We start from the raw sequence: 17,515 nt of genomic DNA, 5'->3' as shown, positions 1-17,515 counted from the left end.
CCTAAAACGTGCGCAGCGACAGGCAGTGGTCTTCTTTGGCGCGCATGGCCGTCTGGCTCAGCAAGTCCTTGTCGTGGTAGCCCAGCAGGTGCAGCACGCCGTGAATCATGACGCGGTGCAGCTCGTCGCGGAAGCTCACGCCCAGGTCCTGGGCATTGTCGCGCACACGCTCCACGCTGATGAAAATGTCGCCTTCCAACATGTCGGCATCGTCCGAATTATCGAAGGTGATGACGTCCGTCAGCGTGTCGTGGTCGAGGTACTCCACGTTGAGCCGGTGCAGGTAATCGTCGGAGCAAAAAATGTAGGTGAGCTGCACAATGCGGTGCTCGTGCACCGCCGCCACGCGCTCAATCCAGCCAATGAGGTCCTCGGCGTCGGAGAGCTCAAACTCGGGCACGTCTTCCACCATGAACTCGATGCCGGGGGCCTCGTGGTGCAGGTCGCCGGGCGGGGTTTCGTGGTGGGGAGGCCCCACCGGCGGGTGGCTGTTCATGCGGATTTAGGCGGCGATTTGTTCGGCAGTCGAGGTCTCGTCGGCCGGGGCCGGGGCAAGCTGGAAGGTGAGGTGCACGCAGCGCCCGTCTTTGCTGAACTCTACCTCATCGGCCAGGTGGCGAATGAGGAAAATGCCGCGGCCACCGGGGTTTTCCAGGTTTTCGGGTGCCGTAGGGTCGTCCAGGTCGTCGAAATTAAAGCCCGCGCCCTCGTCTTCGATTTCAAATTTGAGCTGCTGCGCTTCCACGAAGAGCGACAGGTAGACGTTCTTGTCTTTGTCGAACTTATTGCCGTGGCGAATGGCGTTGTTCACCGCCTCGGTCACGGCCACCATGATGTTGCCGTAGATATCGTCCTCAATCTGAAAGGTATCCTTGGAGTTATCGATAAAACTCTCCACCACGCGGATGTTTTCAACGAGCGACGGAATCTGAATTTTTACCTGCTTCATAGTGCGGTTTGATAGGAAGAACGGCGGCGAGTTCGGGGCGGCAAAAATAGTCTTTTAAATGGCAAAGCGCCACAATAATTTATGTTGCTCCCAGATGCCTGGTTTCGTTAGAACACAAAAGGCGCTAACGAAAAATGAACAGTTTTGGATGAACTACAACGCGCTGCTACTTGATTTTTTGAAAATATTCCCCCACTTCCCGTTGGTAGTAAGGGGTGAGGTTGGGAGGACTACTACGTAGTAATTCGGCCTGGCGTTCCTTGCTAAGGCGGTATTTATCAAAAGCTGGCGGAAACACCGGTGGTTTATACTGAGCCGATTGTGCTTCGCGCTTCGTGTCTTGGTCGCGTTCGCGGGCCGACTTCTCTACTTCGAGCAGGCGGGTGAGGATTTGCTGCTGGCGCATGATGGTTTCTTCGCTCAGGCGCTTATTTACGAGGTCGGTCTCGGTCTGTTCCATCATTTTTTTGATGTCGCCGGTGCCACCGCCGCCCTGTTCGCCCTTGCCGTCTTTGCCGTTCTGGCCTTCCTTGCCGCCCTCCTTACCATCCTTGCCCTCGCCGGCCTGGGCGCCGCCGGGCTTGCCGCCCTGCTGCATTTTGTCGAGCTGCTGCATGGCCTGGCGCAGCATCTGCTGCTGGCCGGCCAGCTTGGCCAACTCCTGCGACATCTCCCGGCCTGACTTCCCGCTCTGCGAGAGCTTCTGAATCTGCTCGTTGAGCTGCTGCTGCATCTTGCCCATATCGCCGGGGCCGGGCTTGCTGCCCTGGCCCTGCCCTTTGCCCTTGCCCTTTTTCTTGCCGGGCTTGCCCTTGCCGTCCTGGGGCTGGCCTTTGCCGGCCTGGGCCTCCTGCTGCATCTGGTCGAGGGAGCCTTGCAGCATCAGGGCCAGGTTGTTCATGCTGGTCATGGCCTGCTGCTGGGTGGCGGTGGCCCGGCTGGGGTCGCGCTGCTGGATGTGGGTGAGCGACTCGTCCATGCGGCCGTTCATCTCGCCCACTTCGCGGGTCACAAAGCTTTGTATTTTAGGCTCCTTCTTGGCCAGGGCGTACAGCGAATCCTGGATAATCTTGGCGTCGTCGCGCAGCTTGCGCTGGGTCTGGCCCAGCTGCACGAAGCGCGGGTCGCTCTGGTTCACCTTGCGGAAATCCTTCATCAGGTTTTCCTGGTCGAAGCTGAGCGTGAGTAGGTTTTCGAGGATGTCGCGCAGGTCGTCGATGTTCTGCTGGGCCTGGTCGCTTTCCTCCTCGCTCATCTGGTCGCGCATCTTCTGCGCCATCTTTTTCATGCGGTCGGCGGCGCTTTTTTGCTTGGCGGCAGCCTTGGAGTTCTTGTTTTTGCTGAGCTCCTGCTGGCTCTCTTCCATGTCCTGGTCGGTCTGTTCCTGGTCGGGTTTCTGCTCGTCCATGCCGTTCTGGTCGCCCAGCTCCTTGTCCATCTGCTTCAGCTCCTGCAGCTCCTTTTTCAGGTCCTCAAACTCCTTTTGGTTCTCAGCCTGCTCCTGCTTCAGCTGCTCCTGCCGGGCTTTCTGCTCCTGGTTCGAGAGCTTGTTGTCGGGGTTTTCCTTGTCGTTCTGCGCGGTTTTTTCAGCCAGTTTTTCTTCGTCCTTGGCTAGTTCGTCCAGCTTGTTGGCCGTTTCTTCCACCTTCTGCTCCAGCTGCATTTGCTTGAACATTTCGAGCGCGCGGTCCAGCTCCTTCTGCAGGGTGTCTTCCTTGTTTTCGAGCTGCTGCAGCAGTTTTTGCATCTCTGCATCGGGCTGTTTCTGTTCTTCCAGCAGCTTTCTCAGCTTCTCGTAAAGCTTCTTCGTCTCGGGGTCGAGCAGGTCGTTCATGAGCTTTTTAAGCTCCTCGGCTTTTTTAGCCAGCTCCTCGCTTTTAGGATTGAGTTGGTCCTGCTTCTGCTGTAACTGGTCAAACATTTTCTGCAACTGCTCTACCTGCTCGTTCATCTGCTGCTTCTGGTCCAGCATGTTTTCCAGCTGCTTGCGGTCCTGAAAGCTCAGGTCGCGCTTTGTTTTGAGCTTGTCCTGGGCCTTGGCCAGCTCGCGCTCCAGCTTCTCGCTTTGTTTGGCGGCCTTGCTCATCTCGCTGGCCACCGATTGTGCCTGGGCGGTGAGCTCGGCGCGCATTTCGCGCTTGCCAGGCAGGCGGAACTCGGCGGGCCGGGTCCGGGCCGACTTGGGGCCGCGCACGCCGTCGTTATCCCACGCCTCCACGTAATATTCGAGGCGGTCGCCGGGCTGCATATTCAGCGGGTTCAGGTTCCAGGTGTAGGCATAGGTGCCGGCGCTTTCGCGGGGCAAGGCCAGCGGGCGCGAGGCATAAGCCCCCGCCGCCCGGGCGTTGCCGCCGCGCAGCAGGCGGTAGTGCAACTCCAGGCGGGTGAGACCGTAGTCGTCGCGCACGGTGCCGCCCAGCGCCAGGTAGCGTCGCGTAACGGTGTCCGGAAAGGCTTCCAGGGTGAGGGTCGGCACCAAATCCGGCACCGCGGTCAATTGATAAGAAATGGGGTCCTTGTTCAGGCTGACGGGGTTTTTCAGGCGCAGCAGGTAGGGCTGCGACCGCAGGATGCGCCGCGAGGCCACGAAGGTGCCGGCCGTGCCGCTGGCCGTCAGGGTCTCATCGGGGTTCTGGAACACCAGGGCCAACTCGTCGGTGGCGGCCGTGGCAAATTCCCAGCGCACCGTGCTGCCTTCGGGCACCGTCAGGTTACCGCCGTTTTCGATGGTTTCGGCGGCCTTGCCGGTATAGGCCGGGTAGGTGATGTTGACCTTGAAGTCGCGCAAATTGGGCCGCTCCAGCACCGTGAGCTGGTACTCGGGCGAGTTGAATCCGGCGCCCTTCAGCTGAAATGTCACGTCCTCCTGCGGCTGCTCGAAGGTGTAGCGGAACTGGTCGCCCCGGCCGGCCACTTTGCTCAGCCGCCGCTCGCCCTCGCCGAAGGCAATGCTGACATCAGCAGGCAGGGCCGCGCCGGCCACGCCCACATCCAGCGTAAAATTCTCGCCCCGAAACGCCGTCAGCTTCGGATTTTTAATCACAAATTCAAACGGTGCCGGCGGCGAATAGGCCCGCTTGTAGTGCCAGATGCGCTCGGTGCCCTGCACCAGAAAGCTGGGATAAACGGCCAGCAGCGCCAGCAGCACTACCACCGGCACGGCGGCGTACTTCCACAGCGGCCGGCTTTGCTGCCTGATGTCGATGCCCTGGGCAAACGAAATGCTGCCCATCTGGGCGGCGCGCTGCTCCAGGCTGGCCGCCACCAACTCGTTTTGCAGGGCCTGGCCCTGCAGCTGCAAGGCGTTCAGCAGGCGGTCCTGCACATCGGGAAACAGCTCCCCTACCCTGCGGGCGGCCTGCTCGTCGCTCAGTAGCCGGCGCAGGTTGGTGAGGGCCGCCAGGGGCGTCCAAATCCAGCGCACAAAGCTGTAGGCCACCAGCGCCAGAAACCCAAACAACAGCCCCGCCCGCACCGCTGTGGGCAGGTACAGAAAGTACTCAAGCACGTTGAACACCACGAAGAACGTGAGCAGCAACCCACCGGCCACCAGCAGCCCGCGCACCAGCAGGTTGAGGTAAAACTTGCGCTTAAACGCTTCCAGCTCTGTTCGGACCCGCGCCAGGGCCGGGTATTGGCCGCCAGCGGCTCCGCCCTCCATCGTCATCTCCATAAGTGAGGTCTTAGTCAGGAAAGATACAACGTAGCACCGCTTTGGTTTGTGGCAGAACCACTCACTCAAACGATTGTAAGCCCAAGCGTAACGCCGTACCACAACCCTAACCGGCGAAGCGGGACAAGTAGTTTCCTGCTAGGCACCAGTTGGCGCTGGTTCTATTCCACCTCCACCCAGGCCGGACAGTGGTCCGAGTGCACCACGTCCGGCAACAGACCCGCCCCGGCCAGGCGGGGTTGCAGGGCACTGTCGGCCAGCCAATGGTCGAGGCGCCAGCCCACGTTGCGCTGGCGCGAGCCCGCCCGGTAGCTCCACCAAGAGTACTGCCCCACCGCCTCGCCGTGGTGGTGCCGGAAGGTATCCACAAATCCATCGGCCAGGAAGTCCCGGAACCACTGCCGTTCTTCCGGCGTGTAGCCGGGGCTGCTCTGGTTGGACTTGGGGTTGTGCAGGTCGATGGGCGTCTGGCAGCAGTTGAAATCGCCGCCGATAAGCAAGGGCGGCGCGCTGCCGTCGGCCCGCAATTTGGCTACGTAATCGCGGAAAAAGTGCAGCCATTCTACTTTAAACGCCTGCCGCTCCGGGCCGCTCGTGCCCGAGGGCATGTAGGTGTTCAGCACCGATACATTCTCGAAATCGAGCCGGAGCACGCGGCCTTCGTCGTCGTAGCAGCTCTGGCCGCAGCCGTGAATCACGGCCTTGGGCTCCACCTTCGTAAAGGTGGCCACGCCGCTGTAGCCCGGCTTTAGGGCCGGATGCAGATAAGCGCGGTACCCCAGGGCTTCAAAGCCCGAAACGTCCATCGCCTCGCGGCCGGCCTTTATTTCCTGTAGGCACAGCACGTCTGGCGCGGCTTCGGCCACCCATTCCAGCAAGCCCTTGCTCAGGGCCGAACGCAGGCCGTTGACGTTGTAGGAAATGATTTTCATGGGTGGGTTTAAGGAAGAAAGGCCGTCATGCTCATCTGGCGTCCGCGCAGCCGAAGCATCTCTACTGCGCAAGTGACTCATTTACAATTGCGGTAGAGATGCTTCGACTGCGCTCAGCATGACGTTACATCAACATTATGTGCATTCTGTTTGAATCACAAATCATCGCCTGGGTCCAGCAGGAAATACTCCAGCACGTGCCATTTGAGCATACGTTCCTGCTCCTTGAGGTTGGCGAAGGGCACGGGGCGCAGCAGCTTGTAGTGCGGCCAGCCGTCCTCGTCCACGCGCTCCAGCTCGTAGTGGCCGCTCAGGCTGAAAAGCCGGCAGGTGGCGATGTGCATCAGGTCCTGCTTCTGCTCTTTGGTGAACGTGGTGATGCCCTGGTTCAGCTCCTGAATGCCGATGAGAAGCAACAGCGCGTTTAAGTCGGGCCGCTTGCCGAAGCGGGCCTCCATCTCCTGCATCAGCTCGTTCCAACGGGCCTCAAAGTCGGCTTCCGATTCGTGGTTTTCGGCGGGAGCCGTGTGGTTAAGGTCCTCGCTCATGCGGCGTGCTCGGCGTGGGGTGGCGCGGGCGCTACGGCCTCGGTCTTCAGAATCTCCCAGTACTCTACCGCGCGGCGGAAGTGCGGAATCACAATGCTGCCGCCGATTATGTTGGCAATGGCAAACACTTCGTAAATCTCCTCGTCGTTGATTTTCACCTCAAAGCACTTGCCGAGGTGGTACTTAATGCAGTCGTCGCAGCGCAGCACCATAGAGCAGGCCAAGCCGAGCATTTCCTTAGTTTTTACGTCGATGGCACCGGCCGCATACGTGTTGGTGTCGAGGTTGAAAAACCGTTTGATGACCTTGTTATCAGCCGCCAGGATGGTTTCGTTCATCCGCTGGCGGTACTCGTTGAATTCGGTTACTTGGGACATTGATTGGAACAACTTAAAAGAACGTCATGCTGAGCTTGCCGAAGCATCTCTACCGCTTCGTTATGTTAATTCAGGCGAAGCGGTAGAGATGCTTCGGCAAGCTCAGCATGACGGCCACGTGAAGAGCAACGTACATTGCTCCTCCAAAATTACTTCCCAAATCCTCCCCTTTCCTTCTGCCGTGCTGCGCTCCCTAGCTGCCGATTTTGTGGGCCTGATTTTCCCGCGCCTGTGCCTGGCCTGCCGCGAACCTCTGGTGACGGGCGAAACCCACCTCTGCACCGGTTGCCGGGCCGAGTTGCCCTACACCGATTTCCACCTGCTGCCACCCGAACAGAACCCCATCGGCCGGCGCTTTTGGGGCAAGTTGCCCATTCGGCACGCCCTGAGCTACCTGCGCTTCGTGCGCCACGGCCGCGTGCAAAACCTGCTGCACGAGCTCAAGTACCAGGGCCAGCGCGACGTGGGCACCGCCCTAGGCCAGCTCTACGGCGCGGAGTTGCACGCCGCCGGCTTTGCCACCGACTTCGACCTCATCGTGCCCGTGCCGCTGCATCCCAAAAAGCTGGCCCGGCGCGGCTACAACCAGGCGGCGGCCTTCGCCACCGGCCTGGCTACCGGGCTCAAAGTGCCTACCAGCGCCACCGCGCTCCGACGCAATGCCAACACCGCAACTCAAACCAAAAAGAACCGCGCCCAACGCTGGGAAAACGTAGCCACGGTGTTCGAAGTAGAAAACCCCGCCGCCGTTATTGGCCGCCGCATTCTCGTGGTTGACGACGTGCTCACCACCGGTGCCACGCTCGAAGCCTGCGGGGCCGCGCTCCTGGCCGCCGGAGCCGCCGAAGTCAGCATCGCAACCATTGCCTGCGCCGACCGCTAGGACCACGGATTAGCTCGGATTTTAGCGGATTTCACGGATTTTGTGGACGGTGCTATTTCGAATTCGATACAGAAAAAAGGCCACCCAATTGGGTGGCCTTTTTGTTTTTCGGCGGGTTTTCACGTCCACAAAATCCGTGAAATTTGCTAAAATTCGAGCTAATCCGTGGTCTTACTTGTTGCTGCCGGCGTTAATCATGGCGCAACGGAAACCGATGGTAGCCGTGGCCGAATCCTCGTCCATGAAGCGACGGGTACCGGGCGAGAGCCAGTAGGCCACATCGCGCCACGAGCCGCCTTTGTACACACGCACGTGGTCGTCAATCAGCGACTGGTAGCCTTTCTTGTCGTACTTGTCGGCGGGGTCAGCCACGCCGTTGCGACGGAAAGGGTTCAGGTCTTCCACATCCTGGTACGAGAGGGGGCGGTACACGTCCTGCACCCACTCGTTCACGTTGCCGGCCATGTTGTAGAGGCCGTAGTCGTTGGGGGGGTACGAGTAGATGTACTCCGTAATCATGGCGCCATCGTTGAGGCTACCGGCGATGCCGGCGTAGTCGCCGCGGCCCCGCTTGAAGTTAGCTAGGAACTGGCCCTGCTTTTTGCCGTAGGCGTTACGGGTCGACTTACCATCCCAGGGGTAGATGCGCTTCTCTTCCTGGTTTTCGTTGCCCGTTTCCTGCGTGCCCACGAGGGCCTGAGCAGCGTATTCCCATTCAGCCTCGGTGGGGAGGCGGTAGTTGGGCAGGGTGTTGCCATTTTCGATAGAAGCAGCTGGTCTGCCATCGCCGGCGTTAGCCGTGCCTTCGGCGCCATCAGCAGCCTTGTTTTTTTTGCGGCCGAATAAACCTTTTTTGCCTCCCGACTTGCTGCTGCCGCCGCTAGCCAAGCGCTGGTTCACCTGCGCGGTGCGCCAGGTGCAGTAGTCGTCGGCCTGCAGCCAGCTCACGCCCACCACGGGGAAGTAGCGGAAGCCGGGGTAGCGCAGGTAGTAGGTTACGTAGGGGTCGTTGAAGGAAAGGTCGCGGGCCCACACGGTGGTGTCGGGCAGGGCAGACTCATAAAATTCCTGCACCGAGTCGGTGCGGATAAAGTGCAAGTATTCCAGCCAGTGAATGTTGGCTACTTCGGCTTCGTCCATGTAGAACGAGGCGATGGTCACCGTGCGCTCGATGTTGTCGTGCGTCATGGATACGTCTTCCGACTGCGAGCCGAGGACTGTGCGGCCGCCTTCGATGAAGATAAGGCCCGGACCCTCAGGTACGGACTTGAAGTTGGCGACGGCCATTCCCTTCTCGGTATTGTATTCAATGCCCGTAGTAGAAGAATATTTACCTGGCTTTTGGGCAGTGGGCGGTCCGCCTTTGCCGCAGCCGGCCAAGGTCACGAGGCCCACCGCGGCCAAGCATAGATAATTAGTTAATTTCATAACAAAGTTAAAATGAGTATGAGGGCTGAGGGGTTATCTAGGGCAATTAGGACACAATAGTACAAAAAATTAGAATGCCGGACAAGGGGCCTTTGGGTAAACACGCTTTTTTAGGCGACGATAGGCATTTTCTAATCGGTCAAATGAGCTAAGTGCAAGTGTGAGTTCGTGCGCGCCACCCAAATCGGAGCTCAGGGTGCTCAGGCCTACGTCGTAGCTGTAGCCCACGCGCAGGCCCCCCGCCTGAATGCCCGCCACCACGGCCAGCAGGTGCTGAGAACCAACGTTGCTAGGGGATAGAATATTGCGATACACGGCGCCCAATGTGACGGGCGAAGCCGTAAAATAGGCGCCCGTTTCGGTGCGCTGCGAGCCGCCCTGCCGCGTATAGGCCCCCACAGGCGTGAAACTCACTTCGCGCGCGTCAGTTCCTGTTGATGGCTGCACCAAAAAGAGCTTGTAGCCACCGGATATACTCAGCGAAACAGGCAGCTGGGCCTGCCGCCGAAAGCCCAGGTTGGGCTGGTTGAGGTGCTGGCCGGCCACACTGAGCCACGCCTGCTCGGTGTAGAGCACGGCCCCGGTACCCAGGCTCAGGTAGTTGACGGGCTGGAAATCCAACGATTCGGCGCTGGGACCAACGACGCTGCCGTCTTCCAGAATCTGGTCGCCGAACACGAAATTGTCATATCCCACACGCTGGCGGCCGTAGCTGGCCCGCAGGCCCCCGCTCAGGGCTACGGTTTGGGTGAGACGGGTGTGGTAGGCATAGAGCGCACCGGCTTCGAAGCGGGTGTAGCCCACGCTGCCGCTGCGGTCCTGGTTGAGAAGCAGGCCCAGGGCGTGGTGCTGGCCGGGGGTGTCCAATCGCACATCGGCCCCGAGTTGGGTGCTCACAAAGGAGCCCGCCAGGCTGGGAAACTGGTTGCGGTAGCTGAGCGTGACGCCGTAGTCGTCGAACAGGCCGGTAAACGCCGGGTTGGTATGCAGCCGCGTGGCAAAGGGCTGGGAAAAAAACACGTCCTGCGCCCGGGCCCCGGTTGCGGCGCCCAGCAGCAAGCAGGCCGCAAGGCCAAGGCGCATTTGGGCACGCAACGTAGGGTACAGCACTGGCATAGTGGATAGCATGGCGCCGCAGCCGCATGTGTAGCTAAAGGCCACGCAAAGGTACGGCCTGCGCTCAGCTACTGCCCGCCCCGGGCAACCGACGCATTATTTCTGCAGCACTTTCAGGCTCAGGCGGCGGTTCATGGCGCGGCCCTCTTCGGTGGTGTTGGGCGCAATGGAGTAGCGCGGGCCATAGCCCCGGGCGTCCATGCGGTTGGGGCTGATGCCCATGTCTACTAGCGTGGCCCAGGCGGTGCGGGCGCGGGCATCGCTCAGCTGCCGGTTTACATTGCTGGTGCCGGTACTGTCGGTGTAGCCGCCTAGCTTAATGCGGGTGTTGGGGAAGGCCTTAAGCACGGTGGCAATATTGCGCAGCTGCTCGATGGATTCTTTGGTGAGCGTAGCCTTGCCGGTGTTGAAAAACACACGGTCGAAATTGTACCAGCCCCGGGTAAGGTCTACGGTATCAACCTGCACCTTGGGGTTGGAGAGGAATTGGTAAAGGTTGCTTTCGGTGGAGCTGACGCCCACTCCTTGTATGGCGTCGCCGGAAGGCAGTCGCAGGGTGGTGGGAGTGCCGGTTTCGTAATAGTAATTGCCGCTCTTGGCATCGAAGTGGCCGGACACAATGGGGTCTTTGGCAGCGGGGCGGCGGGTGGAGGGGTACCGGCTGTAGCGCGCCGTGGGTGCTGGTGCAGGGCTAGCTGCAGGCCCGGCGGACGCTGGTGCCTCCGCAACCGGCGCTGGTGCGGCCGTGCGTGCGGACGGCACTGCGGACTGTCCTGCCCCAACCGACCGGGACTGACTGGAGACAGTGAGCACGGGACCGCCTGCTACGGCGTCATCGGCCAGCGCCAAGGCAGTTTCAGGCACTTGATTGTTGCGGCTTTTACCGGTAAGCTTGCCCAGGGTGACCGTGAAATTGGCGGTTTTGCCAGGTTTCAGAAAAATATTCTCCACCGTCTGGGGCTGGTAGCCGCCCTCTCCTACGCGGATGAGGTAGGGGCCGCCCACCATCAGGTTGGGCACCACAAAGCGACCGGCCCCGTCGCACGAAACGGCGTGGCGTACCCCCGACGGAACGTGAATAACGGTAATGGCTGCGCCGGGCAGGGGCTTGCGGTCGTCGCTCTGCACACGGCCCATAAGGCTCATGGCGAGGTTCTGGGCCCGGGCGGCCCCCGATGCGCCCAGCAGCCAGGCAACTAGCAGCAGGTGTAAAAAGTGCTTCATACTAATCGGCGTAAAAAGTAAATAGGACGGCACTGGGAGGTGGCTGGCAGGGGCATCGCAACCCTGGCAAAAAGTCCGCATTGCTGAGGGTTGCCATTGTATCGCGCCAAACAAAGCAGACCGGGGAATGAAAGCCGGATTTACTTGAGCAGGGGTCAAATATACTGATTAATCGGGTTTGTAATAATTCTTCAATAATTTATAATTAATCCAGCGTTGAAAATTGATTTATAGTAAGGGTAAAGCCGATACGACCTGCTACAGATGACTTGTGAATAGCACTCTCCAAAAAGAAAGCACTGCGTGAATGCCTCGCCATAATGCTGCCAACGGACGCACAAGGTGAAAAGACCGGGTCCATAGGGAAATTGTGGCGCCGCGTTTGGGGTTGTAGTCAAAGTAAGGCGCGGTTTTGGCCGTGGTGCCTGGAAAAATGCGGCGGGTAACGACTATACCTTTGCCAGTAACTAATTATATCCTGCTATGCGGAAATTTTTGTTGGGTTTCGGTGTTTTTTTGGTGGTGCTGGTAGCGGCCCTGGCCTTGGCGCCGGTGCTCTTTAAGGACAAGCTGCGGGCCCTGGCCGACGAGCAGATTGCCCAGCGCGTGCGGGCCACGGTGCAGTACGACCCCGCCAACATCGACGTGAGCCTGCTCCGCTCCTTTCCCGACATGACGGTGAACATCCGCGAGCTGCGCGTGATTGGCCTCGATTCGTTCCGCCGCGACACGCTGGCCTACCTGCCCAACCTGCGCGTGGGCCTCGACATTATGAGCGTGGTGCGCGGCGGCCGCATAGACATTAAAACCATTGAGCTGGAACAGCCCAACCTGAGCCTGCGGGTGCTGAAAAGCGGCCTGGCCAACTGGGACGTCCTGATTTCGGATTCGGCAGCCGCTGCCAAAGGGCAAGACACCAGCCAGGTGCACCTCGCCATTAAGAGCTGGAAGATGACCGACGGCCGCCTGCGCTACGAAGACCTGACCCTGCCCTTCTCCATGCAGGCCGCTGGCGTGAACCACCGCGGCAGCGGCGACTTTGCCAGCAACGTGTTCGATATGGTTTCGCAAACCACCGCCACCGACCTCGACATGACCTACGACGGCGTGGCGTACGTGAGCAACAAGCAGCTCGACGCCGATGTGACGATGGAAATGGACCTGACCAAAAGCATTTACACCTTCAAGGACAACAAGGTAAAGCTCAACGACTTTCCCTTCAGCTTTGCGGGCGCCATTGGGCTTCCTAATGAGAAGGATATTACTTACGACCTGACGTTTAAGGCGCTCGAAACAGATTTTAAGACCTTGCTGAGTTTGGTGCCGGGGGCATACACCGATAAATTTAAGGACATTAAGACCAGCGGGGCGGTGGCTTTTGATGGCTACTACAAAGGCACGCAAAACGACTTGGTGATGCCCGGCTACGGCGTGAACCTGGTAGTGACCAACGGCCAGTTCAAGTACCCGGATTTGCCGCAGGCCGCCAAAAACATCAACCTTAAAATGAAGGTCGATAACCCCTCGGGCTTCACCAACAACGTGAAGGTGAGTATTCCGCAGTTTCATCTCGACCTGGGGCCCAACCCCGTGGACGGCAACGTGACCATTGACGGGCTGGCGCCGATGCGTGTAGATGGCCGCGTGAAAGCCAACGTGAACCTGGCCGAGGCCCTGAAAGTGTATCCGGTGAAAGACCTGGCCATGCGCGGGCAGCTGTTTGTGGACGGCACGGCCAAGGGCATCTATTCCAAAACCCGGATGCCGGTGGTGAACGCGGCCATTCGCCTCACCAACGGCTTCGTGAAATCGGCCCAGTTTCCGGCGCCCATCGAGAACATCAACCTGAGCGGCACGGTGGTGAACACCACGGGCCAGGTGAACGACACGCAGATTAACCTGCCGCAGTTCCGGATGGTGTTGGAGGGCGAGCCGCTGGAAGGCCGCCTCACGGCCCACAACATCGACAAGCCGGTGTTTGATGCCAACGTGCGCGGCACGGTGGACCTGACCAAAATCACCAAAATTTTCCCGCTGGAGGGCATGACCGTGACGGGCCGCGTGGCCGGCAACATTGCCGCCAAGGGCAACATGGCCGACGTGGACGCCGGCCGCTATCAGAACGTGGTGGCCAGTGGCACCGTGAAGGCCACCAACGTGACTTACAAGAGCAAGGACCTGCCGCAGGGTGTAAAAATCAGCACCGGCACAGCCACCTTCAACAACAACCAGATTGTGGTGCAGAGCCTGAACGGCACGGCTGGCAGCTCCGATTTTTCGGCTTCGGGCACGGTGAGCAACTACCTGGGCTACCTCTTCACGCCGGGCCAGTCGCTGAAAGGCAACATGGACGTGAACTCGCGCAACTTCAACGTGAACGAGTGGATGGTGGACGAGGTGAGCGCCAAGCCCACCGCCACCGGCGGCAAAGCCCCATCCAAAGCCGAAGGCGTGCTTCAGATTCCCAAGTACTTCGACCTCGTGCTGAACAGCAAGGTGGACAACGTGACCTACGACAACCTGAAGCTGACAAATGCCAAGGGCACCGTGACCGTGCGCGACGAGACAGCCAGGCTCAGCAACATGACCTTTAACACGCTGGGCGGCACCTTTGGCACCACGGGCAGCTACAGCAGCAAGAACCTGGCGCACCCCACGTTCGACTTTGGGCTGGATATCCAGAACCTGAACATTCAGAATGCTTTCTCGGCCTTTACTACCATTAAGAAGCTGGTGCCGCTGGCGGGACAAGTCGAGGGCATCTTCGGCACCAAATTCAGCTTGAGCGGCGAAATGGGCCCCGACATGTTCCCAAACCTGGCCACGCTCACGGGCAAGGGCGTAATTGACGTGGTGAAGGCAGCCATCAACCAGTCGGAGGTGATGAGCAAAATTGCCAGCCTCACCACGCTGCCTGAGCTGAAAACCCTGCTGGTGGTGAACAAGGCCATTCAGGCCAATATCGTGAACGGCAACCTGGTGGTGCAGCCCTTCGATCTGACCGTGGGCGACGTAAAAATGACCTTCGGCGGCTCCAACAGCCTGAGCGGCGCGCTGGCCTACGTCACGGCCCTCAACGTGCCCACCGGCAAGCTGGGCAATGCCCTGAACAGCAAGCTCACGCAGCTCACGGGCGTGAAGGACATTCAAGGCACCGAGCGCGTGACGCTGGGCCTCAACATTGGCGGCACCATGGCCAACCCCGTTGTGCAGCTCACCAGCGGCAGCGTGAAGGACCAAGGCAAGGCCATTGTGACCAACGTAGTGAAAACCAAGCTCACCGATGCGCTTATGGGGCTGGCCACCAAGAACAAAGCCAAGCAGGACAGCACGCAGGTGGTGACTGATGCCGCCGACCAGACCGCCGAGGAAAAAGCCCGCATTGCCACCGAAAAAGCCAAGCTCGAAGCCGAAGCGCGCTTGCGCAACCAGGTGGGAAAAGGGCTGAACAGCCTGTTTGGCAAACCCAAGCCCGCACCAAAGCCCACCCCCAAACCGCCGGTTGATTCGTCGCCTGCCGACACTACTAAACCGTGAAAACCCACGGTTTCATCGAAAGTCAGGCTGCACCACTGAACTGCTTGGTGAAGCTGAGCGTACATTAGCCTAACTGTTTTACAGCCTGTTATTCATCATAATCATTTCCTCATGTCCTTTAATCGTTTATTCCCATTTGCCTGCTTCGCCCTGCTGGGGCTGGCCAGCTGCTCTAAAGAGTCCGATTCGAACGGAGCTGAGTCGTCGAAGCTCGAAGTGCGGCTGATGGACGCTCCCGGCGACTTCCGTAGCGTGGTGCTCGACGTGCGCCAGATTGAGGTGCACCTGAAAAAAGAGAAAGACGCGGAAAAGCTCCGCCTCCTCACCTTCACGCCGCAGGCCATCAACGTGTTGGACTACGTGAACGGCAAGTCGGCCCTACTCGTGAGCGAGGACTTTGCTCCTGGCGACCTGGATGAAGTTCGCCTCCTGTTGGGACCGAATAGCTACGTTATTGGCCGCGATGGCCAGCGGTACGACCTCAAAACCCCCAGCGGGCAGTCGTCGGGCGTCAAACTAAAGCTGGACAAAGCCTCCCTGCGCGAGCGCGAGACGTTCCAGCTGCTGCTCGATTTCGACGTGGCCAAGTCCATTAAAGAGCGCGGCAATTGGAAGTCCGGCGACGACAAAAAAGAGCGTTACTTGCTGAAGCCCGTTATTCGGGTGGTGGCCCAGGACCTGCGCGCTGGCATTCGCGGCACCGTGAGCCCGGCTGCAGCCCTGCCCCAGATTCTGGCCATCCGCTCCACCGTGCTCGGCCCCGATACGGTAAGCACTTCGGCTGACGCTTCGGGCGCCTACCAGATCAACGGCCTAGCCGCTGGCACCTACCGCGTGGAATTTTTCCCCAGCACCACAGCACCTACTACCCTGCCCGCGTACCGCAACAACGTGCGCACCGGTGTGGTAGTAACCAACGACAACGTGACCGACCTCGGCACAACTTCGCAGAACTAATCGGCCAAGTTGGAACACAAAAAAGGCCCAACCTCGCAGGAGGTTGGGCCTTTTTCATGCACGATGTGGCGACTACAGTTGCTGAAGCAGCGCCAGCAGTTCGCGCTGGGTGCTCAGGGTGCGGTCTTTGGAATACCAGCCATGGAGCTGGGTGGCGAAGTCCTCGTACGACACGCCTTCCTGCTTGAGGCGCTTGAACAGGTCTATGGCAGCTTCGGGGCGGGGGCCCCAGGTAGCGGCTTCGGTGAGGGTGTCGGCGTGAAGCACCACGAGCTTCGGGATGGAGCGGCCGCCGTTGGTCAGGTAGCGGTCCATGAGGTCGAGGTTTTCGTCGCGCAGCACATAGCGGGTCGCGATGGTGCCGTTGCTGGCTTGCGCCGCTGCTTCGAGCACCGGCACCACCTGGGCCGCATCGCCGCACCAGCCTTCGGTAATGATGAGCCACACGTAGCGTTGTGCGTTTTGGGCCAGGGCCTCTTTGAGTTCGGGCAGGAGCTGCACGGTCTTGTCCAGGCGCTGCATGCGCTGGATGTTGAGGCGAGCGTACTGAACAAGATGCTCGTCCTGGTTGGGGCCAGTGGTGCGGTTCTCGGCCATCAGCTGGTTGATGAGCTGGCGGTAGCTGGCGTAAGTATAGGCGTTGTCGAGGCGCTCGGCAGTAAGTACCGGCACAGCAGCAATTGATTCTGACATAAGATAAAATCTTCAATGAGAGGAAGCAGCCGAAAACCCTCTTCAGGCCAAAAGAGTTTTCATGCGTTCATGCGGGCCGGGTTGCTTACAAGCTGGGCACTGCCCGCCGGGCTGCCGCCGACAATTCACGGCAGTAGGTGATGAAGTCCGAATTGACGGGCTCCAGGCCGTGGTCGCGCAGGCGGGTAGCCACCTGGGCGCGGTGGTAGCTGGCGTGCACCACGGCGTGGGTCAGGATGTCGTGCACCTGGCTTTCGTAGCTGTCGCCCAGGGAGTTGGTGTAGGAAATAAGGCGCTGCAGCTCGGTCTCGTCAGCATTCACCATAAGCTGGTGCAGGGGCTCCGAGGTTTGGGCATGCAGCTGGTGGCAGGCGGCGAGGCCGTGTTCCTGCCACACCTTCACGGGGCTGGCCGTGCCGCCAATGCGCGAAATCCAGATGGCCTGGGCGTTGAGCACGTGGCTGAAGAGGCGCATCGCCACAGGCGGAATTTCCTGGCCGGTAGCGGCCACTTCGTCGAGTCGCTTGAGCACGGTGGTATTGGCCCACACATTAAAAGCACCGAGTTTTTCTAAGGTATTCATAAAGGAGTGTTGAGTTATAAGTTACGAGTTACGAGTGTTGGGTTATGAATTGGCAGAATAGCAACTCATAATTCAACACTCAACACCCATAACTCCTTCACCGGGGGTCTTGCCAGACCAGTTTTTCGTTGGTTTTCTTTTTTTCAAAATCACGGCATTGGCCGTCGCCTTTGCCGGTAATGCCGCCGTCGGGCTGGCACACCAGCTTGCCGCGGGTGTCGTACACCTGCGAGTATTGGTCGCAGCACGGGGCCGAGATGTAGTACACCGTCTGTCCGCCGTAGTCGTAGCGCAGAATGCGCGTGATGGGATTGCGCTTGCGTTCGGCCAGCACTTCAGCAATGCGGGCCTTGAGCCACGCCGGCCGGGCCGTGGTGTCGGACTCCACGATGCGGGCCGATGCCGGGCTGGTGGTGCTGCCGGGAGTGCTGACGGGGGTAGAACGGTTGTTGGAGGGGCCAACGTCTGGCATCGTCTTCGACGGACGTGCGGGCGTGGTCACGCTCACCTGCTTGGGGGCACAGGCCGTAGCCAGCAGCAGCGAAACGGTAACGGCAAGGGAAAGCGGGTGCATGGGGCGGGGGAATAGGAAGCCGGGCCCGCCGATAGGCCAGT

15 protein-coding genes are annotated in these 17,515 nt (G+C 59.8%); 3 read left to right on the top strand and 12 right to left on the bottom strand.

From position 1 onward, the window contains the following. Nucleotide 1: 1 nt before the first annotated feature. From ybeY to BEN48_RS17325, 6 genes are all read right to left on the bottom strand, one after another. Nucleotides 2–496 carry an rRNA maturation RNase YbeY gene (gene ybeY, locus BEN48_RS17350; protein ID WP_083321185.1) on the bottom strand — a complete coding sequence of 165 codons (495 nt, stop codon included), beginning with the start codon at nt 494–496 and terminating at the stop codon, nt 2–4. A gap of 6 nt (nt 497–502) precedes the next feature. Next, the gene (locus BEN48_RS17345) at nt 503–949 is read right to left on the bottom strand and encodes an ATP-binding protein (RefSeq protein WP_070736465.1); all 447 of its coding nucleotides are present in this window, start codon (nt 947–949) and stop codon (nt 503–505) included. Nucleotides 950–1,115: 166 nt separating this feature from the next. Beyond that, nucleotides 1,116–4,622 (bottom strand): DUF4175 family protein, encoded by a 3,507-nt coding sequence (locus BEN48_RS17340; protein WP_241502317.1) that lies wholly within the window; start codon nt 4,620–4,622, stop codon nt 1,116–1,118. A 161-nt stretch (nt 4,623–4,783) separates the two neighbouring features. After that, nucleotides 4,784–5,554, bottom strand: coding sequence for an exodeoxyribonuclease III (locus BEN48_RS17335; protein ID WP_070736463.1), 771 nt, complete (start codon nt 5,552–5,554; stop codon nt 4,784–4,786). A 155-nt stretch (nt 5,555–5,709) separates the two neighbouring features. Then, entirely contained in the window at nt 5,710–6,102 is a 393-nt protein-coding gene (locus tag BEN48_RS17330) for a hypothetical protein (RefSeq protein ID WP_070736462.1), read from the bottom strand. Beyond that, entirely contained in the window at nt 6,099–6,479 is a 381-nt protein-coding gene (locus BEN48_RS17325) for a carboxymuconolactone decarboxylase family protein (protein WP_070725105.1), read from the bottom strand. Before BEN48_RS17325 ends, BEN48_RS17330 begins: the two co-directional genes overlap by 4 nt. Nucleotides 6,480–6,660: 181 nt before the next feature. Here BEN48_RS17325 and BEN48_RS17320 point away from each other — a divergent pair, with 181 nt between their 5' ends. Then, the gene (locus BEN48_RS17320; protein WP_070736558.1) at nt 6,661–7,362 is read left to right on the top strand and encodes a ComF family protein; all 702 of its coding nucleotides are present in this window, start codon (nt 6,661–6,663) and stop codon (nt 7,360–7,362) included. A 171-nt stretch (nt 7,363–7,533) separates the two neighbouring features. On the opposite strand, the gene gldJ is transcribed toward BEN48_RS17320, so the two are convergent. The 3 genes from gldJ to BEN48_RS17305 all read right to left on the bottom strand — a co-directional run bounded on the left by gldJ (nt 7,534) and on the right by BEN48_RS17305 (nt 11,130). Next, nucleotides 7,534–8,790 (bottom strand): gliding motility lipoprotein GldJ, encoded by a 1,257-nt coding sequence (gene gldJ / locus BEN48_RS17315; protein ID WP_070736461.1) that lies wholly within the window; start codon nt 8,788–8,790, stop codon nt 7,534–7,536. A gap of 69 nt (nt 8,791–8,859) precedes the next feature. Then, nucleotides 8,860–9,906: a PorP/SprF family type IX secretion system membrane protein gene (locus BEN48_RS17310; RefSeq protein WP_158010237.1), complete on the bottom strand. Its 1,047-nt coding sequence runs from the start codon at nt 9,904–9,906 to the stop codon at nt 8,860–8,862. A 96-nt stretch (nt 9,907–10,002) separates the two neighbouring features. Continuing rightward, the gene (locus BEN48_RS17305) at nt 10,003–11,130 is read right to left on the bottom strand and encodes an OmpA family protein (protein ID WP_070736460.1); all 1,128 of its coding nucleotides are present in this window, start codon (nt 11,128–11,130) and stop codon (nt 10,003–10,005) included. Between the two features lie 483 nt (nt 11,131–11,613). Between BEN48_RS17305 and BEN48_RS17300 the strand changes: the two genes are divergently transcribed. Both BEN48_RS17300 and BEN48_RS17295 read left to right on the top strand, forming a co-directional pair. Next, on the top strand, nt 11,614–14,667 hold the full coding sequence (locus tag BEN48_RS17300; protein ID WP_070736459.1) for an AsmA family protein: 3,054 nt from the start codon (nt 11,614–11,616) through the stop codon (nt 14,665–14,667). Between the two features lie 111 nt (nt 14,668–14,778). Beyond that, complete coding sequence (locus tag BEN48_RS17295; protein ID WP_070736458.1) at nt 14,779–15,624, top strand: DUF4382 domain-containing protein; 846 nt, start codon at nt 14,779–14,781, stop codon at nt 15,622–15,624. 72 nt (nt 15,625–15,696) lie between these two features. On the opposite strand, the gene BEN48_RS17290 is transcribed toward BEN48_RS17295, so the two are convergent. The 3 genes from BEN48_RS17290 to BEN48_RS19870 all read right to left on the bottom strand — a co-directional run bounded on the left by BEN48_RS17290 (nt 15,697) and on the right by BEN48_RS19870 (nt 17,474). Further along, nucleotides 15,697–16,317, bottom strand: coding sequence for a thioredoxin family protein (locus BEN48_RS17290; protein WP_070736457.1), 621 nt, complete (start codon nt 16,315–16,317; stop codon nt 15,697–15,699). An 85-nt stretch (nt 16,318–16,402) separates the two neighbouring features. Next, entirely contained in the window at nt 16,403–16,900 is a 498-nt protein-coding gene (locus BEN48_RS17285) for a DinB family protein (RefSeq protein ID WP_070736456.1), read from the bottom strand. Nucleotides 16,901–16,997: 97 nt separating this feature from the next. After that, a complete protein-coding gene (locus tag BEN48_RS19870) occupies nt 16,998–17,474 on the bottom strand; it encodes a DUF6970 domain-containing protein (RefSeq protein WP_241502316.1) in 477 nt (158 codons plus the stop codon). Nucleotides 17,475–17,515: the final 41 nt, after the last annotated feature.

This window comes from Hymenobacter glacialis, from assembly GCF_001816165.1.
GTDB classification, from domain to species: Bacteria; Bacteroidota; Bacteroidia; order Cytophagales; family Hymenobacteraceae; genus Hymenobacter; species Hymenobacter glacialis.
This window is presented reverse-complemented; position numbering and strand designations above follow the sequence as displayed.